The sequence below is a fragment of the Bradyrhizobium guangdongense genome (genome assembly GCF_006483445.1).
Classification (GTDB): Bacteria; Pseudomonadota; Alphaproteobacteria; order Rhizobiales; family Xanthobacteraceae; genus Bradyrhizobium; species Bradyrhizobium guangdongense_A.
The window spans coordinates 1-21,521 of record NZ_PPPT01000261.1 but is presented as its reverse complement, the minus strand read 5'-3'; the positions used below and the strand labels follow the sequence as shown (position 1 = coordinate 21,521).

General features: G+C 63.7%; 23 protein-coding genes. 5 read left to right on the top strand and 18 right to left on the bottom strand.

Annotated features, from left to right (window positions below; translation table 11 throughout):
* The 5 genes from C2U70_RS30965 to C2U70_RS30945 form a co-directional block, all read right to left on the bottom strand.
* The coding region (locus C2U70_RS30965) for an aspartate/glutamate racemase family protein (protein WP_140982422.1) at window positions 1-673 on the bottom strand (673 nt) is incomplete at its 3' end.
* A gap of 5 nt (window positions 674-678) precedes the next feature.
* Window positions 679-1,557 carry an ABC transporter permease gene (locus C2U70_RS30960; protein WP_140982421.1) on the bottom strand — a complete coding sequence of 293 codons (879 nt, stop codon included), beginning with the start codon at window positions 1,555-1,557 and terminating at the stop codon, window positions 679-681.
* Entirely contained in the window at window positions 1,557-2,513 is a 957-nt protein-coding gene (locus C2U70_RS30955) for an ABC transporter permease (RefSeq protein WP_140982427.1), read from the bottom strand. Before C2U70_RS30955 ends, C2U70_RS30960 begins: the two co-directional genes overlap by 1 nt.
* The gene (locus C2U70_RS30950) at window positions 2,513-3,802 is read right to left on the bottom strand and encodes an ABC transporter substrate-binding protein (protein ID WP_140982420.1); all 1,290 of its coding nucleotides are present in this window, start codon (window positions 3,800-3,802) and stop codon (window positions 2,513-2,515) included. The genes C2U70_RS30955 and C2U70_RS30950 overlap by 1 nt, the downstream gene beginning before the upstream one ends.
* Before the next feature lie 44 nt (window positions 3,803-3,846).
* Complete coding sequence (locus tag C2U70_RS30945) at window positions 3,847-4,833, bottom strand: ABC transporter ATP-binding protein (RefSeq protein WP_140982419.1); 987 nt, start codon at window positions 4,831-4,833, stop codon at window positions 3,847-3,849.
* Window positions 4,834-5,091: 258 nt separating this feature from the next.
* Here C2U70_RS30945 and C2U70_RS30940 point away from each other — a divergent pair, with 258 nt between their 5' ends.
* Window positions 5,092-5,811, top strand: a complete 720-nt coding sequence (locus C2U70_RS30940) for a GntR family transcriptional regulator (RefSeq protein ID WP_140982418.1) — start codon at window positions 5,092-5,094, stop codon at window positions 5,809-5,811.
* Window positions 5,812-5,830: 19 nt separating this feature from the next.
* Here C2U70_RS30940 and C2U70_RS30935 read toward each other — a convergent pair whose 3' ends face one another.
* Window positions 5,831-6,040, bottom strand: coding sequence for a hypothetical protein (locus C2U70_RS30935; protein WP_186294579.1), 210 nt, complete (start codon window positions 6,038-6,040; stop codon window positions 5,831-5,833).
* 346 nt (window positions 6,041-6,386) lie between these two features.
* On the opposite strand from C2U70_RS30935, the gene C2U70_RS30930 reads away from it, so the two are divergent.
* A complete protein-coding gene (locus tag C2U70_RS30930) occupies window positions 6,387-7,745 on the top strand; it encodes a metal-dependent hydrolase family protein (RefSeq protein ID WP_140982417.1) in 1,359 nt (452 codons plus the stop codon).
* A 39-nt stretch (window positions 7,746-7,784) separates the two neighbouring features.
* Here C2U70_RS30930 and C2U70_RS30925 read toward each other — a convergent pair whose 3' ends face one another.
* The 8 genes from C2U70_RS30925 to C2U70_RS30890 form a co-directional block, all read right to left on the bottom strand.
* Complete coding sequence (locus C2U70_RS30925; RefSeq protein ID WP_246666911.1) at window positions 7,785-8,771, bottom strand: Bug family tripartite tricarboxylate transporter substrate binding protein; 987 nt, start codon at window positions 8,769-8,771, stop codon at window positions 7,785-7,787.
* 121 nt (window positions 8,772-8,892) lie between these two features.
* Window positions 8,893-9,708, bottom strand: coding sequence for a helix-turn-helix domain-containing protein (locus tag C2U70_RS30920; protein WP_140982416.1), 816 nt, complete (start codon window positions 9,706-9,708; stop codon window positions 8,893-8,895).
* Between the two features lie 165 nt (window positions 9,709-9,873).
* Entirely contained in the window at window positions 9,874-10,638 is a 765-nt protein-coding gene (locus tag C2U70_RS30915) for an FkbM family methyltransferase (RefSeq protein ID WP_140982415.1), read from the bottom strand.
* 221 nt (window positions 10,639-10,859) lie between these two features.
* Window positions 10,860-11,486, bottom strand: a complete 627-nt coding sequence (locus tag C2U70_RS30910) for a transglutaminase-like cysteine peptidase (RefSeq protein ID WP_140982414.1) — start codon at window positions 11,484-11,486, stop codon at window positions 10,860-10,862.
* Between the two features lie 333 nt (window positions 11,487-11,819).
* The gene (locus tag C2U70_RS30905) at window positions 11,820-12,431 is read right to left on the bottom strand and encodes a PilZ domain-containing protein (RefSeq protein WP_140982413.1); all 612 of its coding nucleotides are present in this window, start codon (window positions 12,429-12,431) and stop codon (window positions 11,820-11,822) included.
* A gap of 185 nt (window positions 12,432-12,616) precedes the next feature.
* Window positions 12,617-12,856 carry a hypothetical protein gene (locus C2U70_RS30900; RefSeq protein ID WP_140982412.1) on the bottom strand — a complete coding sequence of 80 codons (240 nt, stop codon included), beginning with the start codon at window positions 12,854-12,856 and terminating at the stop codon, window positions 12,617-12,619.
* Window positions 12,853-13,086: a hypothetical protein gene (locus C2U70_RS30895; RefSeq protein ID WP_140982411.1), complete on the bottom strand. Its 234-nt coding sequence runs from the start codon at window positions 13,084-13,086 to the stop codon at window positions 12,853-12,855. The genes C2U70_RS30900 and C2U70_RS30895 overlap by 4 nt, the downstream gene beginning before the upstream one ends.
* A 27-nt stretch (window positions 13,087-13,113) precedes the next feature.
* Window positions 13,114-14,280, bottom strand: coding sequence for an MFS transporter (locus tag C2U70_RS30890; RefSeq protein WP_140982410.1), 1,167 nt, complete (start codon window positions 14,278-14,280; stop codon window positions 13,114-13,116).
* Between the two features lie 280 nt (window positions 14,281-14,560).
* On the opposite strand from C2U70_RS30890, the gene C2U70_RS30885 reads away from it, so the two are divergent.
* Entirely contained in the window at window positions 14,561-15,715 is a 1,155-nt protein-coding gene (locus C2U70_RS30885; RefSeq protein WP_140982409.1) for a zinc-binding dehydrogenase, read from the top strand.
* On the opposite strand, the gene C2U70_RS30880 is transcribed toward C2U70_RS30885, so the two are convergent.
* The 4 genes from C2U70_RS30880 to C2U70_RS30865 form a co-directional block, all read right to left on the bottom strand.
* On the bottom strand, window positions 15,712-16,665 hold the full coding sequence (locus C2U70_RS30880; protein WP_210243924.1) for an alpha/beta hydrolase: 954 nt from the start codon (window positions 16,663-16,665) through the stop codon (window positions 15,712-15,714). The two genes, C2U70_RS30885 and C2U70_RS30880, sit on opposite strands and share 4 nt — an antisense overlap.
* A 24-nt stretch (window positions 16,666-16,689) precedes the next feature.
* Window positions 16,690-17,925, bottom strand: coding sequence for an acyltransferase family protein (locus C2U70_RS30875; protein ID WP_140982408.1), 1,236 nt, complete (start codon window positions 17,923-17,925; stop codon window positions 16,690-16,692).
* A gap of 174 nt (window positions 17,926-18,099) precedes the next feature.
* Window positions 18,100-19,029 (bottom strand): HpcH/HpaI aldolase/citrate lyase family protein, encoded by a 930-nt coding sequence (locus C2U70_RS30870; RefSeq protein ID WP_246666910.1) that lies wholly within the window; start codon window positions 19,027-19,029, stop codon window positions 18,100-18,102.
* Complete coding sequence (locus C2U70_RS30865; protein ID WP_140982407.1) at window positions 19,026-20,216, bottom strand: CaiB/BaiF CoA transferase family protein; 1,191 nt, start codon at window positions 20,214-20,216, stop codon at window positions 19,026-19,028. Before C2U70_RS30865 ends, C2U70_RS30870 begins: the two co-directional genes overlap by 4 nt.
* A 144-nt stretch (window positions 20,217-20,360) precedes the next feature.
* Between C2U70_RS30865 and C2U70_RS30860 the strand changes: the two genes are divergently transcribed.
* Window positions 20,361-21,170: a phosphotransferase gene (locus C2U70_RS30860; RefSeq protein ID WP_140982406.1), complete on the top strand. Its 810-nt coding sequence runs from the start codon at window positions 20,361-20,363 to the stop codon at window positions 21,168-21,170.
* Window positions 21,171-21,308: 138 nt separating this feature from the next.
* Window positions 21,309-21,488, top strand: a complete 180-nt coding sequence (locus C2U70_RS30855; protein WP_140982405.1) for a hypothetical protein — start codon at window positions 21,309-21,311, stop codon at window positions 21,486-21,488.
* The last annotated feature ends 33 nt before the right edge of the window (window positions 21,489-21,521 follow it).

Genomic DNA, 21,521 nt, shown 5'->3' with positions numbered 1-21,521 from the left:
GCCCAAGCCGGGAGGTCTTAAGGCCCAGCCGCACCAGCCCTTCGGCCAGCGTCACCGCCGCAGCGACGCCGTCGACCACGGGGAGGCCGTGGCTCGCCGAGAGCTCGCCGGCAAGATCGGCCATGCCGGCGCAGCCGAGCACGATGGCCTCGGCCCGGTCGTCGCGGATCGCAGCCGTGATCTCGCCGGAGATTTTGCCGAGCGCATCGGCGTTGCGCTCTTCGAGTGCGAGCACCGCCACTTCCGCTGCGCGGACGCGCGCGCAACGGGCGAGGAGGCCGTACTTTGCGAGATTGTGCTCGATCGGCACGATGGAGACGCCGAGCGTCGTGACCACGGCAAATCGCGCCGCGACCAGGCTCGCCATGTGGAAGGCGGCCTCTCCAATGCCGATGACTGGCGCCTTCGCGATCGCCCGCGCAGCGTCGAGGCCGGTGTCGTCGAAGCAGGCGATGATGTGGGCTTGCGCGCCATCGCGGTCGGCCTCCCTGATGCAGCCGAGCATGCCCGGCACCGCAAAGGCTTCGTCGTAAAAACCTTCGATCGAGACCGGGCCCATGTCGGGCTCGCGCGCATCGATCACGGTGTCTGATAGCGCAACGGCTCGCGCGGCAGCGGCGATCTTCGCCGTCATCGTGACAGTCGTGTTGGGGTTGACGATGTGCAGCCGCATCGCGGTTAAACGAGCCCTTTGCCGGCGTCCGAGCCTTTGGCCGCCTGCCGCTTGTTCAGCACGTGGATGGTGCCGAGCGCAAGGGTGATCACCGTGAAGGAGACGGCCGAGATCACGGTGCCGAGCGCATAGATGTCGGGGTTCGTCACCGTCGTGGTGAGGCCCTGGAGATCGAGCGGCAACGTATTCACCGCGCCGATCGCCTGGCTCGAGCGCGCGAGCTCGTCCCAGGACAGCGTGAAGCCGAACAGGCCGATGCCGATCACGGAGGGCAGGATGATCGGCAGCACGACGTGGCGAAAGGTTTGCCATGGCGTCGCACCGAGATCGCGCGCGGCTTCCTCGAGGCGCGGATCGAACCGGTTGAAGATCGCAAACATGATGAGCAGGCCGAACGGCAGCGTCCAGGTCAGATGCGCGCCGAGCCCCGACGTCAGCAGCCCCATCGAGGTCTCGAAATTCTCGTGAAAGTGCGCCTTGATCAGATCGTCGATGATGCGGAATTCAAGGGAGATGCCGAGCGAGGTGATGATCGAGGGCACGATGAGGCTCGCGATCGCGGAGTAGAACAGGATGCTCTGCGCCTTGAACTTCCGGCGGAACGCCATGCCGGCGGCGACCGACAGCACCACGGTGACGATCATCACGATGATGCCGAGCAGCAATGAGCGGCGGAAGGCCGCGCCGAGATCGACGATGCCGGTGCCCTGGAACAGCTTTGCGATCCAGTAGGTCGACACGCCGTTCATCGGGAAGGTGAGGCCGCCCGACGGTCCCTGGAACGACAGGATGTAGATCGCGATCATCGGGCCGTAGAGAAACAGCACATAGGCCGCGAAGAAGATCGCGAGCACGTAGAAGCTGCGCGGACGTCCCTCCTTCATCACAGCTCCTTCTTGATGTCGACGATACGCGACATCATGGTGATGATCAGGAAGGTGATGACGAGCAGGATCACGGCATTGGCGGCCGCGGCCGGGAATTGCAGCGCGTTGACCCGTGTCTCGATGATCTTGCCGGCGGCGGCGATCTGCTGTCCCCCCATCACGCCGATGGTGATGAAGTCGCCCATCACGATGGTGATGACGAAGATCGAGCCGATCACGATGCCGGGCTTGGCGAGCGGAATGATGACGTTGACCAGCGTCTGGAAGCCGGACGCGCCGGCATCATAGGCGGCCTCGATCAGCGACTTGTCGATGCGCACCATCGAATTGAAGATCGGCACCACCATGAAGAAGGTGAAGAGGTGGACCAGCGCCAGCACCACCGAGAATTCGGAGAACAGCAGCCATTCCACGGGGTGATTGATCAGCCCCGTCTTGACCAGGCCGGAATTCACCAGGCCATTGCGCCCGAGCAGCGGAATCCAGGCGATCATGCGGATGACGTTGGAGGTCCAGAACGGGATCGTGCAGAGCAGCGACAACCCCATCTGCCAGGTCTTGGACTTGACGTGGAAGGCGAGGAAATAGGCGACCCAGAAACCGATGAACAGCGTGATCGCCCAGACCATGAAGCACAGCTTCAGCGTCATCAGATAGGTGCGGCCGATCGTGCAGAGCTCGGGCAGCTTGTCGATGCAGCCTTCGAACGTGTCGGTGTAGCCGCGGCCGGAGAACGCCGGCAGCAACTGGTATTCGTTGTAGTCCCAGAAGGACACGATCAGCACGAACACCAGCGGGATCAGGAAGAAGGCGAGAAACACCAGCATCATCGGCCCGGCCTGAAGCCAGGAGATGACAGAGGGCGACAGGCGCGGCCTCAAAGACGCGCGCGCCGGCGATCCCCGGGTCACGCCCGGGGATCCCTCCTGCAGTATTTCATCCGAAGTGGTCATCACGCAGCGATGAACTCATTCCATTTGCGGACCATGTAGTCGTTCTCGTCCATCACGGCGTTCCAGCAGGCGACGCCGCCCATGCGGTCCTCGTAGGAGCCGCCATCGCGCACCGCGCCGGCCTTCTCGAGCAGCGCGCCGTCGGGCGCCTTGATGTCCTTCTCGGCAGGCTTGCCTTCCATCCAGTAGGCCCACTCGTAGGGCTCCATGTTCGCTTTCGCGGTGGAGAGCACGGCCGAGTAGTAGCCCTGGCGGTTGAGATAGGCGCCGGCATAGCCGGACAGGAACCAGTTGACGAACTCATAGGCCCATTCGAGCTTGGCACCCGACACGCCCTTGGAGACGCAGAAGCCCGAAGCCCAGGAGCGATAGCCTTCCTTCAGCGGCTGGAAGGTGCAGGGGATGCCCATCGAGCGCACCTTGGTCACGGCCGGCGACCACATCGACTGGATGACGGTCTCGCCCGCGGCCATCAGGTTGACGCTCTCGTTGAAGTCCTTCCAGAACGCGCGGAACTGCCCGGCCTTCTTGGCCTCGGTCAGCACCTTCATGGTGAGATCGATCTCTTCCTTGGTCATGTTGCCCTTGTCGGCATATTTGTATTTGCCGGTGGCTTCGACGACCATCGCGGCGTCCATGATGCCGATCGAGGGAATGTTGAGGATCGAGGCCTTGCCCTTGAATTCGGGGTTGAGCAGCTCGGCCCAGGACGAGATCGGACGCTTGATGAGGTCGGGACGGATGCCGAGCGTGTCGGCGTTGTAGACGGTCGGGATCAGCGTGACGAACTCGGTGGCCGACGTCGCGAACTTCTTGGAGTCCTTGCCTTCGAGATACAGCACCTTCCACGGCGCGGTGCCCTGATTGCCGATCTTCTTGCCGCCGGGCGTCATGCCCTTGGTGAAGACGGGCGTGATGTTGTCGAACTCCTTGATCTTCTTGGCGTCGAGCGCGAGGATGTTGCCCGACGGCACCAGCTTCTTCAGCGAAAAATATTCGGTGTCCAGCACGTCGAAGGAGTTCGGCTGGGTCATCACGCGCTTGGTGACATCGTCGGTGGTGGCGGTGATGTACTCGATCTTGATGCCGGTGTCCTTCAGGCACTGCTTCGAGATGTCGTCGCCTTCGTTCACGGCGGTGCCGAGATAGCGCAGCACCTTCGGATCGGCCGACATCACATAGGGGAAGCCGGTGATGGCGCCGGAGCCGGCGGCAAGGCCCGCCAGACCCGCGGTGCCCTTCAAGAGCGTACGGCGGCTGAGGCCCTTCTTTCTGGTCGTCTCGGTCATGTCAGTCCACTCCTCTGTTGCGCATTTTCACGAACGATGGGGCGCTATTGCAGGCGTTGCGCCTTGGCAGGATCCCAGGTGGCCAGCACGCGATCGCCCGGACGGAACGGGTGGACGTCGAAGGTGGCCTCGGGGAGGTGGGAGAACAGGGCGGTGCCGTCGTCGAGTGTCAGTGACACCGCGATGTAGGAGCCCTGATATTCGGTCTGGGTCAGCAGCGCCGGTGCGCCATACGCGCCGTCAACGAACGGCACGATGCCGAGTTGATCGGCGCGCACGGCGATGAGCTTGCCGGCGTCGCTGAGCACGTTGTGTCCGCCGATGAAGCGCGCCACGAATTCGGTGCGGGGATGATGGAAGATCTCGCGCGCGGTGCCCTGCTGCTCGATCTTGCCCTGGTTCATCACCACGATGTGGTCGGCGAGCGCCATCGCCTCTTCCTGGCCATGGGTGACCTGGATGAAGCTGATGCCGAGCTCGCGCTGCAGCCGCTTCAACTCGCCGCGCATCCTGACCCGCAGGAACGGATCGAGCGCGGACAGCGGCTCGTCGAGCAGGAGGATCTGCGGCTCGGTGATGAGGGCACGCGCGAGCGCGACGCGTTGCTGCTGGCCGCCGGAGAGCTGCGCCGGCAGGCGGCCGGCATATTGGCTCATCGCCACCAGTTCGAGCAGCTCGCCGGCGCGCTTGTGGCGCGTCGGCTTGTCGACGCCGCGCATCTTCAGCGCAAAGGCGACGTTGTCGATCACGCTGAGATGCGGAAACAGCGCGTAGGACTGGAACATCATCGCCGTGCCGCGCTCGGCCGGCGGCAGGTCGGTGACGTTCTGCGCGCCGAGAATGATGTCGCCCGCGCTGACCGCCTCGTGGCCCGCGATCATGCGCAACGTCGAGGTCTTGCCGCAGCCGGAGGGGCCGAGCAGGCAGCAATAGGTGCCGGCCGGAATCTTCAGATTGACGGCATCGACCGCCAGCGTGGTGTCATAGCGCTTGGTGACGGCGACCAGTTCGAGGGCGGCGGGGAGGGCCATGGACTTTCCTGGGACAAGGCAGACGCCCGCTGCTCTCTGCGAGGGTCATGCCAACCGGGTTGCGCGGGCGGATCTCCAAAGATGATCCAGCAAAGTCAGATCGTTAGCTCCAAGTCCGCCGATCTTGATCGTCGGCTGCGCGTCCTGCCTCAACTATATGCACACAAAATCGGCAGGGATTGTATAATCTTTCGCCTGTCATTGGATACGGCAGCTCGACTACCCTTGCCGGTGAGTCCGACGATCGAGCCCAAGAGAATGGCCGCCAAAGCCCACCCGAAATCCGAGCCCGCGATTGCGCCCGACCAGGGCAGCGACCGCGTCAGCCGTATCCGGGAAGGCGTGACCACGGCGATCCTTGAGCATCGGCTGCTGCCGGGGACCAAGCTCGGCGAGGACGAGATCGGCGAGATCTATGGCGCAAGCCGCACATTGGTGCGCACCGCGCTGCAGCAGCTTGCGCATGAAGGCATCGTGTCCATCGAGAAGAACCGCGGCGCGTTCGTGGCGCGGCCGACGCCGGCCGATGCCCGCCAGGTGTTCGAGGCGCGGCGCCTGATCGAGCCCTCGATCGTCGATCACGCCATCGATGCGGTGTCGTCGGACTGGCTCGACCGTCTCCAGCAACATCTCGCCGAGGAGCGCGAGGCCGAACAGCGCGGTGACGCCCGCGCTTCGGTGCGGCTGTCAGGAGAATTCCACCGGCTCGTCGCCGAGATGGCCGGCCACAGCATCTATGCCGGCTTCCTCAAGGAGCTGATCGCGCGCTCCTCGCTCATCATCCTGCTCTACCGCCGTCACGACACGCCGGCCTGCGGCACCAACCATCACGCCGAGATCGTCACTGCGATCAGAAAGAAGGACAAGGCGAAGGCGCGCGCGTTGATGCTCTCGCATCTCCTGGAGATCGAGGCAGAATTGTTCCTGAAGGAAGCAACAGCGGACGAACTGCGGCTTGCCGACGTGCTTGGGGCTTAACACCGCGCCGCGTCTGCTGCTACGGCAGCGAAGATCCCTCGTTTCGCCTGATGATCTTCAGCACGAGAAGCACCGCTCCGAGCGCGAGGAAAATCACGCCGATGGTCGTCGTGCCGCCGGATTCGAAGGTCAGGCCGAGAGCGGTCAGTATGCATCCAATGATGATTGCAAAGAGTCCGCCGAGCTTTTTGCCCAGCAGGACGGGTCCGTCGCTCGCATGTGCCACCATGTTGCGCCTCGTCACTTGAGGGCAGGCTGCCTGCAAATCTCTCGCGCTGCCCCGTGATCTCCTGTTGCGCAGGCCGCGCGATCGTACTCTCGTCCAGTGTGATTGCAATCTGGCGTTGACTATGCGTCTCGCGTGATATCTGCCTTTCGATTCAAGATCGATACAAACGCGACAGCAGCACTTACGCAGATGCCGGTTTTTCCTGCTGAAATGCCGCAGTCATTGCATCTGCTGCGGAGTCGTATGGCAGTACTGCAGAATCGCCCTAGGGTTGAAAATTGACTCTCCATTCCCCCAGGGATCAAGTGCGCATTGCCTGTGTCCCATTGCATCGGGGAGATTGAGCATGTCGGAATTGAATTCGCGGACCGGGCTGATCGGTTTTGCTGCGCTGTTGGCATCGATCGGAATGATGTTCGAAAGTCCGGCCTCAGCGCAGGCCCAACAGGACGCGAGCGTCCTGTTCCGCAACGTCCGGATTTTTGACGGAAAGGGTGCCGCGCTCTCGGCGCCGTCCAACGTCCTGGTCAGGAACGGCAAGATCGAGAAAATCTCGACCTCTGACATCGCGGCCGACGGGACAGCGATCAGCGGCGGCGGCCGCGTGCTGATGCCCGGGCTGATCGACGCGCATTGGCATACGATGCTGGTGCGTCCGTCGCCGATGGCCGCTCTCGCAGGCGACATCGGCTACAACAATCTGCTCGCCGCCAGTGAGGCGACCGCGACGCTGATGCGGGGCTTCACGACGGTGCGCGACATGGGCGGCCCTGCTTTCGGGCTCAAGCAGGCCATCGACGAGGACCTCGTCGCCGGTCCCCGAATCTACCCATCCGGCGCCATCATCACCGTCACGAGCGGCCATGGCGACTTCCGGCAGCTTTCCGATCTTCCGCGCACCATCGGCGGGATGCTCAGCCGCATGGAACGTATCGGCGGGAGCATGGTCGCCGACAGTCCCGACGAGGTTCGCGTGCGCTCGCGTGAGCAGCTCATGCAGGGCGCCTCGCAGGTCAAGCTCACAGCCGGCGGTGGCGTTGCGTCGCCGTTCAGCCCGCTCGATGTCTCGACCTTCACCGAGCCCGAGCTGCGCGCGGCAGTCGAGGCCGCCGACAACTGGGGCACCTATGTCGCCACGCACGCCTATACATCGGTCGCGGTCCAGCGCTCGATCGCAGCTGGGGTGAAATGCATTGAGCATGGTCATCTCATGGACGAGGCCTCGGCGAAGTTGATCGCGGAGAAGGGGGTCTGGCTCAGCACGCAGCCGTTCCTCGATATGTCCATGGGTGCCGGCCTCGGGCCGGCGGAGCAGGACAAGTTGCGGCAGGTGGTCACCGGCACCGATCGCGTCTATGAGCTGGCGAAGAAATATCGCATCAAGACCGCGTTTGGCACCGACGTGCTGTTCTCGAAGGCGCTGGCCGAAAAGCAGGGCGCCATGCTGGCCGCGCTCACGCGCTGGTACACGCCGGCCGAAGCGCTCGCCATGGCGACGTCGACCAATGCGGAATTGATGGCCTTGTCCGGCCTGCGCAATCCCTATCCCGGCAAGCTCGGTGTCGTCGACGAGGGCGCGTACGCCGATCTTCTGCTGGTCGACGGCAATCCGCTCGAGAACTTGAATCTCGTCGCGGATCCCGCGAAGAATTTTGTGGTGATCATGAAGGGCGGCAAGGTCTACAAGAACTCCCTGCCGAAGTGACGAGGGCGGACGCCGATTGAGAAGGCGCCGGCCGGACTTCTATTGCGGCTCCAGGCCCAGGCTCTTGATCGCATCGAGCCAGACCGGCCCTTCCTTTTGGTAGAGCGCAATGGAGGAGGCGCGATCCATGGCCGGCGTGTCGACGCCGAAGGCGTCGAGCAGCTTCTGCACGCGTTCCGTCTTGCCCGCTTCCACCATGAGCTTGGCAAGCAGCTCGATCCGGTCGGTCGGGGTCGCGGCGGGAGCCACCAGCGTAGTGAAGCTGATCAGCTGGAACACCTTGCCGTTGACGCCTTGCTCGACGAAGGTCCTTGTCTCCGGCAGCTTCTTCATTCGCAAAGGCGTCGGGACCGCGATCGCCTGGCCAACGCCGGTCTCGAGCACCGGAAGCGCGGCCTGATAGCTGCCGGTCGCCAGTTGGATGACCCCGGCTGCAAGATCCTGCCACATCGGCGCTTCGCCGCGATACTGCACGATGGATATGTCGAGGCCGAACTGCCGGTTGAGCTCGGCGATCGCGATGTGCGCGAACGAACCGATGCCGTAGGAGCCGGCCGTGACCTTGTTGCGGCGCGCATAGGCGACCAGGTCTTCGATTGTCTTTGCGCCGGTGGCGGAATGGGCCACCAGCGGCAGATGTCCCGATGGCGTCAGCGCGACGATGGCGAAATCCTTGTCCGGATCATAGGCCAGCGACTTCAGCAGCAGCCGGTTGCCGAGCAGCGTGGACGAGATCGTGTACATCAGCGTGTAGCCGTCTGCCGGTGCGTCCTTGACGAGTTGCGCTGCCAGCGCACCGCTCGCCCCCGTCTTGTTCTCGACGATGACCGGTTGGCCGAGCTTTTGAGAGATGTAGTCGCCGTAGGCACGGGCGAAGGCATCGGTGATGCCGCCGGCCGGGGTGGATACCACGATCTTGATCGGCCGGATCGGCCATGCCTCCGCCGATGCCCGCTCGGTCGCGATCAGCGTCAGGCACGCAAGAGCAGCACCGATGGCGCAACGAATTCCGGCGCAGAACCGCACATTGTCCTCCCCATGTCCTTGGCATTGGGCGGCCCGGCGGGCAGCCGCGCGGACCGTCACACGCGCTGAGGGGAGGCGTCAACAAATAGAAATTCCATTTCAAGGAGTGAAATGAAGGGCGCTATGGCCGACCCGTGGCGACGGCGCTGCGCGCACTGAGCTTGCTGTCGAGCGCGTCGGCGAGCGTGGCGGCGAGTTTCTTCATCGGAGGCACAAACCGGCGAATGCCCTGTTCCAGGTTGACCGCCTCCCGGAGCATCATGACGTTCATGCTGGCGAACAGCCTGCCGTTGCCGATGACGGGAACGCCGAGCGCCCACACCGCGCCGCCGAACACGCGACGGCTGTAGGTTTCGTCCATGACCGCAAACCCGGCTTTCCGGATAGCTGCCAGCACCTTGGCAAGCCTGCGCGGGTTGCGCGCCAGATCGTTCCACGGCTCGGGACTCCTGGCCAGGCGGGAGATGATGCGCTCCTGCTCGGCCGGCTCGCAGAAGGCGAGATAGGCGCGTCCCATCGAGGTGCCCAGAATGGGAAAGCGGAAGCCCGGCGGACGGCTGAACAGCAGTGAGCCATCGACCCGCGTGGTGTGGGCGATGACCATCGATTCCTGATCGAGCACCGCGATATCCGACGGCCAGTGGATCTGCTTGCGGAATCGACTGAAAACAGGTTCGGCGATGCCGCCGATCCAGGTCGGCTCGTCATAGCCTGCACTCAGCAGGAGGGCCCGCCCGGTCGGCGCGTAGCTGGTCGGCTCCTCGCGGCGTACCACGTAGCCTTCGTGCTCGAGCGTCTCGAGCATGCGGACGATCGTCGCCTTGTCGAGGCCTGTGGCCCGGTGCAGCGAACCGACTGTCGATTGCCGTTGCTGGTTGATGACGCGCAGCACTTCGAGTCCTCGTGCCAACGCGATGACGGGACGGAACGACGCCATGACAGCTCCTCGTGGTGGCCTGCAGCGCTACCCAAGGAGACAAGCATCGGATCAGTCAACAGCGGTGTGTCATGCCGTCCAAAAATGGTTGCGGCCAGCCATTGGGGAATGGCTGTCTTCGCCGTGGCCGTCCCTTGAGCAGATCGGGCCCCGCCGTCTGCGACATCATGTTGTCGCGCGGCTATCGAGCATGAACTCGCGCGACAAATCCGCCGGAATGATCGTTCCGATCGCCTCTGGCGGAAAGAACAGGAAGTCCCGGTGGCCGGCCAGTCCGAGCTTGTAATGCGGGATCTCTTCGGGGTTGGTGGGCGGCAAATAGCGCCGCCCCAGCAGCATGACGCCTGAATAGCCGAGGTCCGCAAAGAATTCGAACAATCGCCGATTGTCCGGCGGCGACGCCTCGAACTGGATCACGGGCCGGTGCGTCCTGATGGTGCGTTCGGCGCCGGCAAACACCTTCAGCTCGTGTCCCTCGACGTCGCATTTGATGAACCTGACGCCGGCGATTTCCGGGAGATCGTCGAGCTTTGTCGTCGGGACCGAAATGGTCTCGCCGTTCGAGCGGGACAGCGACGCGCTGCCGTCGCCGACCCGCTGGCGCGAGAGTTGTGCCGAGCCGTTGGTGTCCGACAGTGCGAGGTTGACGATCTCGACGTTGCGCCAGCCGAACTGCGTCCGGCGCCTGCCGATATAGTCGACCATCTCGGGCTGGGGCTCGAAGGCCACGACGCGACCGCCGGCACCGACCGCGCGCGCAAGCCAGAAGGCGTAGATGCCCTTGTTGGCCCCGATGTCGAGCACCGTGGCGCCGTTCAGATTGAGGCGGCTGATGGTCGCGAGCTGAAGGCGCTCGGTCCGAAACCTGTAGCGCAGGCAGCGCAAGATGAAATGCGCATCCTCGCGTGCCGTGCTCCACGCTCTGTTCATCCCTGCCTCCCGGCCGGGATTTAATCACCGCAACCGACGGTCGAGCAATCGTTCGTTGGCCGAGGACCTTGCGTGACAGCAGTCACAAAATGGTTGCGGCCAGCCATTGGGGGATGGCTGGCCGCGCGCGAACCGGTCTGGGACGGGGAGGGGTGGGGATGTGACCGGGTCGCGTAACTCGTTCGATGATTCCGTTCGTTCCTAACTCACTGATCCTTGACTCACTGATCCTTGGCGCTCGCGGTGGACACCGCCGGCCGGTTGTCGCCGAGCGACACCCAGACATTGGGATCCGCCTGCGACTGCCGCTTGACGAAGCGGTAGCCGGTCTCGGTCCAGGCGACGACGTTCTCGTTCTGATTGTCGAGAACGAACTCGCCCTTGTCGGTCTTGACCGTCAGCACTGCGTGTCCTTCGCCCTTCTTGTCGCGCACGACGGTGATGAGCAGGGCCTCGCGCGGCCAGCCGGCATCGATCAGCATCTTGCGCTTCAACAGCACGTAGTCTTCGCAGTCGCCGTAGCCGTCCGTCGGCAACGACCATTTCTCGATCACGCCCCAGTGCTCCATGTCGGTCAAAGGCTTCACGGTCTCGTTGACCCAGCGATTGACCTTCAAGAGATCGCGCCACGCCGTCTGCGACATCACGATGTCGCGCGGCTGCGACGGACCGCCCTGGCATTGGGCAGTATTGTCAGCACAGAACTCGACCCAGCCGATCGGCGCACGCGTGGCATCGCCGAGGCTCGCATAGAGCAGACGGTTGTCACCGGCCTGCGCCGTCGCGCTTAGTCCCAAAAGGACGGCGGCGAACGCCATCCCTTTCCCCTGTCCCCTGAAGTCGAACATCGTGGCCCCCGTTTTTCTTGTTGGGACCACAATTCGCACAAACGATTTTCGTCGCCGCTAAGTGAGACAAGTCAAGTCGATGCAAACACAAGTAAAACGAGCGTCGAATTCGAGATTTACTTGAATAGAATTCGCGTAAAATTCGAGATGACTGCAATTGACTAAAATTGTCGGCATTAACGCGGCCGAGCCTGCGAATGCTGCCTTTGTGCGGCGGCGCGCGCGCCGTGTTAACCGCGAAATCGCTGCGGGCCGGACATGAAAAACGCGGCCCCGGGGTACGGGGGCCGCGTCATAAGGCGAAATCAGCCGGGTTTTTCGGGGCTTTGCGCTTTACCGCGCGGTAACGCTCTCTTCGAGAGTCTCGATCGGCTGCTCGTGCGTGAACTCCAGCGCGAAGCCGTCCTCGAGGTTTCGCACCACGCGGCCCTGGACGCGGCCGAGCAAGACCGTCGATTTCAGCGGCGGGCGGTTTTCCGCCGCGATCGCAGCGCCCGACAGCGACAGGTCGATGATGCGGCAGGTCATCTTGTTGCCGTCCTCGAGCGTCAGCACCGCGATCGGGTTGCGCGGCACGATACGGTCGTGGCGGCGATCCTCCGGCAGATTGAGGATGTCGCGGTTGGCGAGCCAGGTGAGCTGGGCCGCGAGCTTGTCGCGCTTGCGCGGCGTCGCGCCCACCGTCATGGCAAAGCCGTTGTCGATGATCCTTGTGATCTTGCCCTCGACGCGGCCGATATGGTCGAGATAGGCCACCACGCGGTCGCCGACATTGCCGATGCCGGGGGCCAGCATGGCGAGCCCGCCGGGGGACATATTGATGACCTGGCAGGGGAATTCGCGGCGATCCGGCAGCATATAGCGGCCAAGCAGGTGCACCTTCACCCGCTGGAAGCGTCGACGCTCCTCGGTGGCCGGAAGAAATTTTCGGTTCGCCAACGCCATTTTCACTACCCGACCCCCCGCCCGGGCGGAGTCCGAACGACCCTAAGGTGCACAGGGTTAACGTGCCGTTAGCAGGGTGCGGACGAGTCGCGATTAGAGCGGACTTCGAGCGAGTGGATGCCGGGTTTAGTCCAGTTAAGTCTGACCAACTGGACGGAAAGCGACCTTGTATGTTCGGTTCGCTCTTAGAGTGTCCTTTGGAGCGAGCGGCGGATGGTCTCTACCAGGCGCTCGGTCTGGGCGGTGATGCTGTCGCTGCCATGGATGGCGCGTTGCATGGCCTGGGTGATCTCTACGGTTGGGTCAAGTGCCGCAGCCTGACGGGGACGGTCTACCCAGATCACCTTGGCGACGTATGCGGTAAGGATGGCTCCAACGACGCCGGCCAGGGGCGCCAAAAGTGCGACTGTCTGGTAGGTGGTCATCGCAGACCTCCCAAAATGACGTGCCCCGTTAAATGTAGGGCGAAAGCACCCACAAAGCAAACCACCCCTATCCCGACAACAAGGCCCGAACCGGTTCCGGTTGGTAGCAAATTGAAGATGAACTGGGCCGCAGGAACGAAGCAGCCGGCGGTAAAGATGGCTGCGCCGAGCGTATTGAGCCAGGAGGCGATATGCTTGAGGTGCTCGTTGCGGATTTCTTCTGGTGTCACTGTCTAGCCCCCCAAGATGCTGGACACTCAAGCTTGTGCCGGCTGCGGCTTGCGGGCGGCGATGCGCTCGAACAGCCACAGCAGCAGCGGGCAGACCAGCACCACGGCGGCGCCGAGGTCGAGGGCGGCGGCCGCACTGCCGGTCCAGCTCGCGAGCCGTCCGGCGACGACCGGCCCCAGCATCATCGCCGCGTAGAAGACGGTGAGGAAGATGCCCATGCCGATGGCGCGGTTCTGCGGCGCCAGCACCCGCGCCGGCAGGCTCATGATCGGCCCCGCCGGTTGCCCCGAAACGATCCCGAGCGCGACCACGATCAGCACCACCGCGCTCGACCGCGTCAGCAGCGCAAGCAGGATCGCGAGCGCAAAGCTGCCGGCCACGAGCAGGGTGAGGGGGCGCTGCGTGCGGTCGGCGAGGTAGCCGCCGAGCGGCACCGAGAAGGCCGAGATCCACAGCGCGACTGAGATCACGGAGCCGGCGGCCGCCACCGTCCAGCCGCGCTCGACCAAGAGCGTCGGACCGAAGGACAGGATCATGGCGAAGCCGACGTTGAACAATCCCCAGATCATGCCGGCGACCATCACGGCCGACACCGTCTGCGTGTCGAGCCCGCCGGTCACGGCGGCCACCGGTCCGCTCACTGGCGGCGGCCGATAGAACAGCATCAGCACGATGCCGACCACCACGACGGCACAGACTGCAAGGAACACCGCTTCCACGCCGCCTGCGGTGCCGATGATCGGCAACATCACCAGCGACAGCGCGATTCCCGTCGGCCAGGAATTGATGACGATGCCCATGGCGGTTGCGATTTCCTTGCCCGCAAACCAGTCCGTGGTCATCTTGGTGAGCTGCACGCTCAACAATACGCCGCCGATACCGGCAACCAGGCGGCCCGCGACCTGAAGACTCCAGCCATCCGCCAGCGCCATCATCAGGCTGCCGATCAGCATCAGCGCCAGCGCTGCGAGCGCGGTGGGCTTGTCGCCGACCCGCGCGCCGATCGCGCCGCCCGGCAGCGCCAGCACGACGCCGGGCGTGAAGTAGAGGCCGATCAGGAGACCGATATCGGCAAGGCCGACGCCGAACTGCGTCTGGAGCAGCGGAGCGACGGCAGCCACGCTCTGGAACTGGAACGCCATGGTCAGGCGCACCAGGAACAGGATCGCGAGAATGCCCCAGCGACTGCGCAACGCCTTGCCCCCAACATCTCATGCACATGAGATCGTTTGCAGCGTGGGATGCCAAGCGGCGCGTGTCAACCTGTGGATGTTACCGGCCGTTGCAGCGTCTTGACGCAACTGTGTGCGCCTGGAGTCCGTAGCCCGGATGGAGCGCAAGCGTAATCCGGGGTCCGTCTCCCGCATTGCGCTTCATGCGGGCTACGTGCGCAGCGCTTGGCATGGTGCAGTGCCTCCCATAGGCTATGTCGCGCCCAACAAACATAACAAGCGCGCGAGCCGAGGAAACACCATGCAGCAAATCCGCGTCTGCACCCATGCCGGGCCGGGATCGGAGCCTGTCATCCGCACCGTGCCGTGGCCGAAGGTCGGCCGGAAGGCGGCGCTGATCAAGATCGGGGCCTGCGGCGTCTGCGGCACCGATCTGCACATTTTGAAAGGTCACTGGCCAAAGCCGCTGCCCTGGCCGTTCACGCTCGGCCACGAGCTCGGCGGTGTCATCGTCGAATGCGGGCCTGACTTCACCGAAGATTTCATGAGCAAGCCGTTGAAGGTCGGATCGAAGGTGATGATCCCGCCGCTGATGCCGTGCGGCCATTGCTACTACTGCATCCATTATCCGCTGACGGCCAACAAGTGCCTGACGCCGGTCTATTACGGCCGCTATCTTGGCTTCGACAAGCCACCGCACATGTGGGGCGGCTGGGCCGAATATGTCTATGTCGATCTCGAGATGCTGCCGGGCACGAAAATCTACAAGCTGCCCGACGACATGTCGCTGCGGCTCGGCGCATTGTCGGAGCCGCTGACCTCCTGCATCCGCGCCTTCAACCGCGCCACGCGCGCTGGAGGCTTCACCTGGAGCGACACCGTCGTGATCCAGGGGTCTGGCCCGATCGGCATCCTCGCGGTCGCCGCCGCGCGCGAGATGGGAGCGGGGCGCGTGATCTGCGTCGGCGCACCGGAAGAGCCGCGGCTCAAGCTCGCGCGCGAATTCGGTGCGGAAGCAACCGTCAACATCGAGGAGCTGAAATCGCCGCAAGAGCGTATCAAGGCGGTGCGCGACATCGTCGGCGGCTTTGGCGCCGATCTCGTGATGGATTGCTCGGGCCATCCCTCGGCCGGCCCCGAAGGCATCGAGATGCTGCGCGACGGCGGCACCTATGTCGAGATGGGCCAGTTCACCGACGCAGGCTCCATCGAGACCTCCTGGCACCGCATCTGCACCAAGGACCTCAACGTGCTCGGCTCCTGGGGCTTTACCGCCAACGACCTGCCGCTCGGCGTCGACATGCTCTACCGCACGCAGCACAAATATCCGTGGCTGAAGATGCAGACGATCTATCCGTTCACGGAAGAGGGCGTCGCGCAGGCGGTGAAGGATGCGATGGCGATGAAGACGGTGAAGTCGACCATCGTGCCGTGGCCGGAATTGGTGGAGCCTTAAGGGAAGTAGCGCCGGACAAACCTTTGGAAGTTGTCCATCAGAAACCGGTTTGCCCGCTGGCTGATGGGCGCGTCCGGCACCATCAAATCAAAGCCGTGAAAGGCGCCGTCGAAGACCTCGAACGCGACGGGAATATTGGCCCGGCGAAGGTTCTCGACATAGGTTTTCGTTTCATCCCGAAATGGCTCGAGGCTGCCGACGAAGGTGATCGTCGGCGGCAGCTTCGTAAAGTCCGTGCAGCGTGACGCAGCCGCGTAAGGCGGAACGGTCTCGACGCCATCGAGATAACGCGACCATGCCAGCCTGTTGGCTTTTTCATCCCATACGGGTGCGTCGTTATCGATCGCCGAGACGGTGTCCTGCCGGTCATCGATCATAGGATAGAGCGGCATCTGAAAGGCGATTTTGGCATCCTCGGTATCGGTCGCCCTCAGTGAGACGGCCGCCGCAAGCCCGCCGCCCGCGCTGTGGCCTGCCACGATGAATTTGTCGGACCGTCCGCCGAGCGAGGCCGCATTGTCCCTGATCCAGAGCAGCGTGTCGTAGCAGTCGTTAAAGGCAGCCGGGTACGGCCATTCAACGGCCTTTCGGTAATCCGGCGCGACGATGATGCACGGCTCTGTCTCGATGAAATCGGCGATGACAGAGCCGAATTGCTCGGGCACGCCGTAAACGTAACCGCCGCCGTGCAGATAGAGCATGACCGGCAGCGGTCCGGCCGCCGCGGCCGGCCGATAGAGTCGCACACGAATTGGCGGTCCGCCATGTCGGCTCGGAACATGTTGCTCGCTGCAGAGAAGGCCTCGGATGTTTTTTCCCTGCAGGGCAGCGCCGCTGAGACGGAAGACGAGCAGAGAGAACCATGGCGTGTGAAAGAAGCTCGCGACCATCCGCCCGACGGCATAGCTGCCGCGCAGGTCCTCATCCACCATGTTCCTGGTGACCTTCATGAAGCCAGTCTAGCAGGGTCGCGGTTATCGCAAACTGGCGACCAACTTTGCCGGGACGGGCCGAAGGCCCAGCCCCCGCGAAAACCGCGGGCGCTTCGAGGCCGGCAGCCGTTCCGGAAGCTGTCCGAAATAGGCGATGGCCTTCGTCATCGCAGACCTGATGGCCGGCTCGATCTTCGCGCAAATGAACCAGCAGATCAGGACGAGTAGGCCGAGCTGGACCCACACGGCCATGGTGGCATCGAGGCCGGCATCGACAAGTACACGAATGATCGCGGTGCCGACGACGTTGTGGGTGAGATAGAGCGGATAGGTGATCAGCCCGAGCGTTCGCCAGTAAGCCGGCGCCTCACGCGACGTGGTCGTCGTCGCGCGCCTGTTCCGCTTCGCGCACCAGGCAATGAGGCCCACCGCCGCCAGCCACACCATGATCGGCACCAGCGCCGATTGGTCGGCGATGGCGGTTATGGAGGTCAGGAAGAACGAGGCGAAGAAGTAGATTTCCGCAGCCCCGGAAATAACGGTGACGGCGACGGCGATCCTTTCGAGCGCCGTCAGTTGCCGGTTCGCAGAAATGAAGAGCCAGATGCCCAGCGCAAAGAAGCAGCCATGGGACAACAGGAACGCCGCGCACGGCACCCGGAACATCAGCATCACGAGATAGGGCAGGTCGGACGGTGTCGTGCACGACAGCACCAGCAACGCCACGGCGTTGAAGACGGCGCTGTAGATGGTGAGGCCGAAAGCCAGGTGGCGCAGGGTGACCTTCTTCGTCAGCATCGCGCAGAACACGAGCCCATAGAACGCCACCTCGGCGGCCAGCGTCCAATAGACGCCGTCGAGCCATTGCGCCGTGACGCCCTTGGGGACGAGCGTCATGGCGTGGATGTAGGGCACGATGAATTCGGACGCCTTGCCGCTGCCGAAGAGAACCAGAACGAGGAGGGTCGCGGTGGCGCAAACCCAGACCGCCGGATAAAGCCGGAGCGCGCGGCCGAGAAGAAATTCCGTCGGGGACGACTTGCTCGCGGAATTCGCGATCACGAACCCGGAAATGACGAAGAACACTTCAACGCCGACCCAGCCGAACCAGGTGTAGGGCGCGGCGGACGGGTAAATGACATCGGCGGCGACAGTGCGCTCGAAACCGGGGACGCCGACGGAAACCCAGGCCCAGGACCAGAACATCTGATGAAAAACGGCGACGCCGAGGGCCGTGGCGAAGCGCAGCGGGTCCAGCAGGGGAAAATGGTTCTTCACGGGCGTGCTTCCAATCCAGGAAACGATCCCGCTACAGATATTGGGGTCCTTCACCGGGCTCTGCGACGTACGTCACACTCGCTCCGCATGGTGGCCTGCTGCGATAGCTGGTGGAGGGCTCCGAAAGCGGTGACATTCTAGCGCAGCCGCGAAATGACGCTCTGGGCGAAAAGCCTAGGATCCCAGCTTGATGATCCTGCGCGCCATCCGGACGTTGGCGTAGTCGATCATCTTTCCATCCAGGGTCGCCGCGCCCTTGCCGAGCGCCTCGGCCTCTCCCATCGCCTCGACGACCCTCCGCGCGTGCGCGAGTTCGTCGTCGGATGGCCGGAAGGCACGCAGTGTAGGTTCGATTTGGCTGGGATGAATCACCTGCTTGCCGTCGAACCCCATCGCGGCCGCCTTGAGGGCGCTGCTTGCAGTCAACGTGGCATCGCGGAACGCGCCGCAGGGACCGTCGACGGCACGCAGACCGAACGCCCGCGCCGCCACCAGCACGCGCATCATCGGATAGGCGAAGAGGTCCAACGGCACACTGGGATAGCCGCTCTGAGCGGATCCCAGGTGTCGATACCCTTCTGGCGAAGCTCCGATCTCCGAGGATCGCGCGCCGATCGAGGCCGCGAAATCTCCCACGCCGAGATGAAGGGCCCCGACGCTTGCGTGAGAGCCGGCGAGCAGGTCGACATTGACGAGACCCAACGCGGTTTCGATCAACAATTCCAGCTCCATCGGCCTCGCGCGATCTGGCGCCGCGGCCCGCAACCGATCCGCTATCCCCGCGATGTCGCTCGCCCGCTCGGCCTTCGGCACGATCACGGAATCCAGCCTGGGAAGTGCCCCCAATGCGCGGATCTCGCGCTCTATGAATGGGCTGTCGATGCCGTTCAGGCGCACCGCGACGAGCTTCTTGCCCCAATCAAGCGAGGACAACGAGCGGACGGCGGCGTCCAACGCCGCATTCTTTTCGGACGGGGGGACGGCGTCCTCGAGATCCATGAAGACCGCATCCGCTGCCGAGACGGCCGCTTTGGCGACCATCTCGGAACGATGTGCAGGAACGGCCAGATACACCCGCGTCAAGCGCTGATCGTGAATCGTCACGTCGTCTCCCCAAGGCCAAGTTCAAGGCCAAGTTCAAGGCCAAGCTCGTCGAGAATGGATCGATTGTGCTGTCCGACCGCCGGCACGGGATCCATCCGAGGCGACAAGCCGGGAATGGTGAGAGCAGGGAGGAAGCTCATCACCGGACCGTGCTCGGTCTCCACACTTCGCACCCGACCGCGATTCCGAAGCTGTTCGTGCTGCAGAAAGGATTCGACGGAATTCATCTTTGCGTTGGCGATCGAAGCCTCGTCCAGCAGCCGCAGCGTTTCTTCGCTGGTCTTGGCCGCGAACCGCTCCTCGATGTGTCGCTGCAGCGCGTCCCGGTTCTGCATGCGGAGCGGATTGGTACGGTAATGCGGATGGTCCGCGAAGCCGGGATCTCCGAGGACCACGGCGCACAGAGCCCTCCATTCCCTGTCGTTCTGAATTCCGAAGAAGATCGTCTTGCCGTCCCCGACCCGGAACGGACCATACGGCGCGATCGTCGCGTGCTTCGCTCCGGTTCTTGGAAGCGGTTGTCCCGTGCTGTGCGTATAGTAGGCCGGGTAACTCATCCAATCCGCGATCGAATCGAACAACGAGGCCTGAAAGGCGGTGCCCTTGCCGGTCTTCTCGCGGCGGTACAGAGCCATCAAAACTCCGTTGAGAATGTACATGCCGGTGGCGATGTCCACGACGGACAGTCCGACCTTGGCGGGCTCGGCTTCCGTGCCGTTCACCGCGAGCACGCCGGCCTCGCACTGGACCAGGAGATCGTAGGCCTTCTTGTCGCTGTAGGGGCCGCCGGATCCATAGCCTGAAACGTCGCATGCGATGATGCGTGGAAATCTCCGCAGCAGCGATGCCGCGTCCAGGCCCAGCCGCTCCGCAGCCCCCGGCGCGAGGTTCTGGACAAAGACATCCGCCTTCGGAAGCAAGGCATCGAGAACCTCCTTGCCTTGCGGACTCTTGATGTCGATCGCCAGACTTTCCTTGGACCTGTTGGTCCAGACGAACTGGCTCGACATGCCATTCATCACGTGGTCGTAATCCCGGCAGAAATCTCCGTTGCCCGGCCGTTCGATCTTGATGACGCGCGCTCCCCAGTCCGCAAGATGCCGGCTGGCGAGAGGCGCTGCGATCGCCTGTTCGAGGGAGACGACGGTGACTCCCGAGAGCGGCAGATCCGCGTTATCTCCATCCATGCGAAAGCCTCACAATTTTCACCTTGTGCTTCAACCTATCCGATCTCGCGCGGTCAGCAAGCTGTCGCCTGCGACGACACCCGCGACGGAAGGGGTTCCTTTTTGCTCGCCGCCGGTGTTTCCTCGGCACGGCGGAGAACGGACATGCAGGGATCGCTCGGAGAGAAGATCGGCGAGGGCGTCTTTGCCGATGTCCATGCCTGGGCGCCCGGCCAGGTGGTCAAGCTGTCAAAGCCGGGTATCCCGCAATGGGTCGTCCAGCATGAGGCGCAAATGACCCGCGCGGTCTTCGCCGCCGGCGGCCCGGCGCCGGAGGTGTTCGGCGAAGTCACCCTGGACGGTCGCTTCGGCATCGTGCTGCCGCGGTTCGATGGCCCGACCCTGACGCAGGCTGTACGCACCGGCGCCGTCACGCGTGAAGAAGCGGGCGCCATCCTTGCGACGCTGTGCCTTGCCGTTCACAGGACGCGACCGCCGCCGGGCCCACTCTCGCTGCACGAGGCGATGGCGGCCCGATTGCAGTTCGCCGGCCGCGTGCTTCCAGAGCGCGTGATCAACGGCGTCCTCGCGTTGATCGAGCACCTCAGGCACGATGACGTGCTGTGCCATTCCGATCTTCACCCCAGCAATGTGATCATGACGGCGCAGGGCCCGAGGCTGATCGACTGGCTCGGCGCGGCGCGCGCGCCCGCCGCCTACGAGATGGCACAGTGCCACGTCCTGATTGCCGAACTCGATCCGGAAAATGCCGACGATCCGGAGCGCGCCCCGATCAGTTCGGTTCTACAGGCGGAGTATGCGCGGCTGGCCGGCATAACGCCGGCGACGCTGAGGGCGGCGATGCAGCCCTATTTGCCGATTGTCCGCGTCTTCCTGCTGCTCGGCGGGGCCAAGCCTGAGATGCGGGAGCGGCAAATCCAGCGCGTCGAGTCGGCCCTGCGCGCGGAAGGCTGACTTGTTCTGGTCGCGCGCGAGCCTGTCGAAGCGCAAGGGCCTCAGCCTTGCTCGGCCAAGGCCAATGCCAACAACTGAAAGTGAAGCCGACAGAAGGACCAGCGATGCTATCCTCAGACAGCAATCAGGAAGTTGCCCATGCCGAATTGGCTGATTTTCCAGCTCCTCGCGATGGCCTGTATGCCTGCTGCTTATGACATGGCGCGCGACCGTGGCCGATCTTCGAAGGCCTGGCTTTGGACGACCCTGATCTTTGGGCCGTTCGCGCTTCTGGCGCTGTTCATGCTGGGCCGCGTTCGAACGTCAGCATCCCACTGACGAAGGCGAGGCGGGCGAGCTGACAGCTTGCCC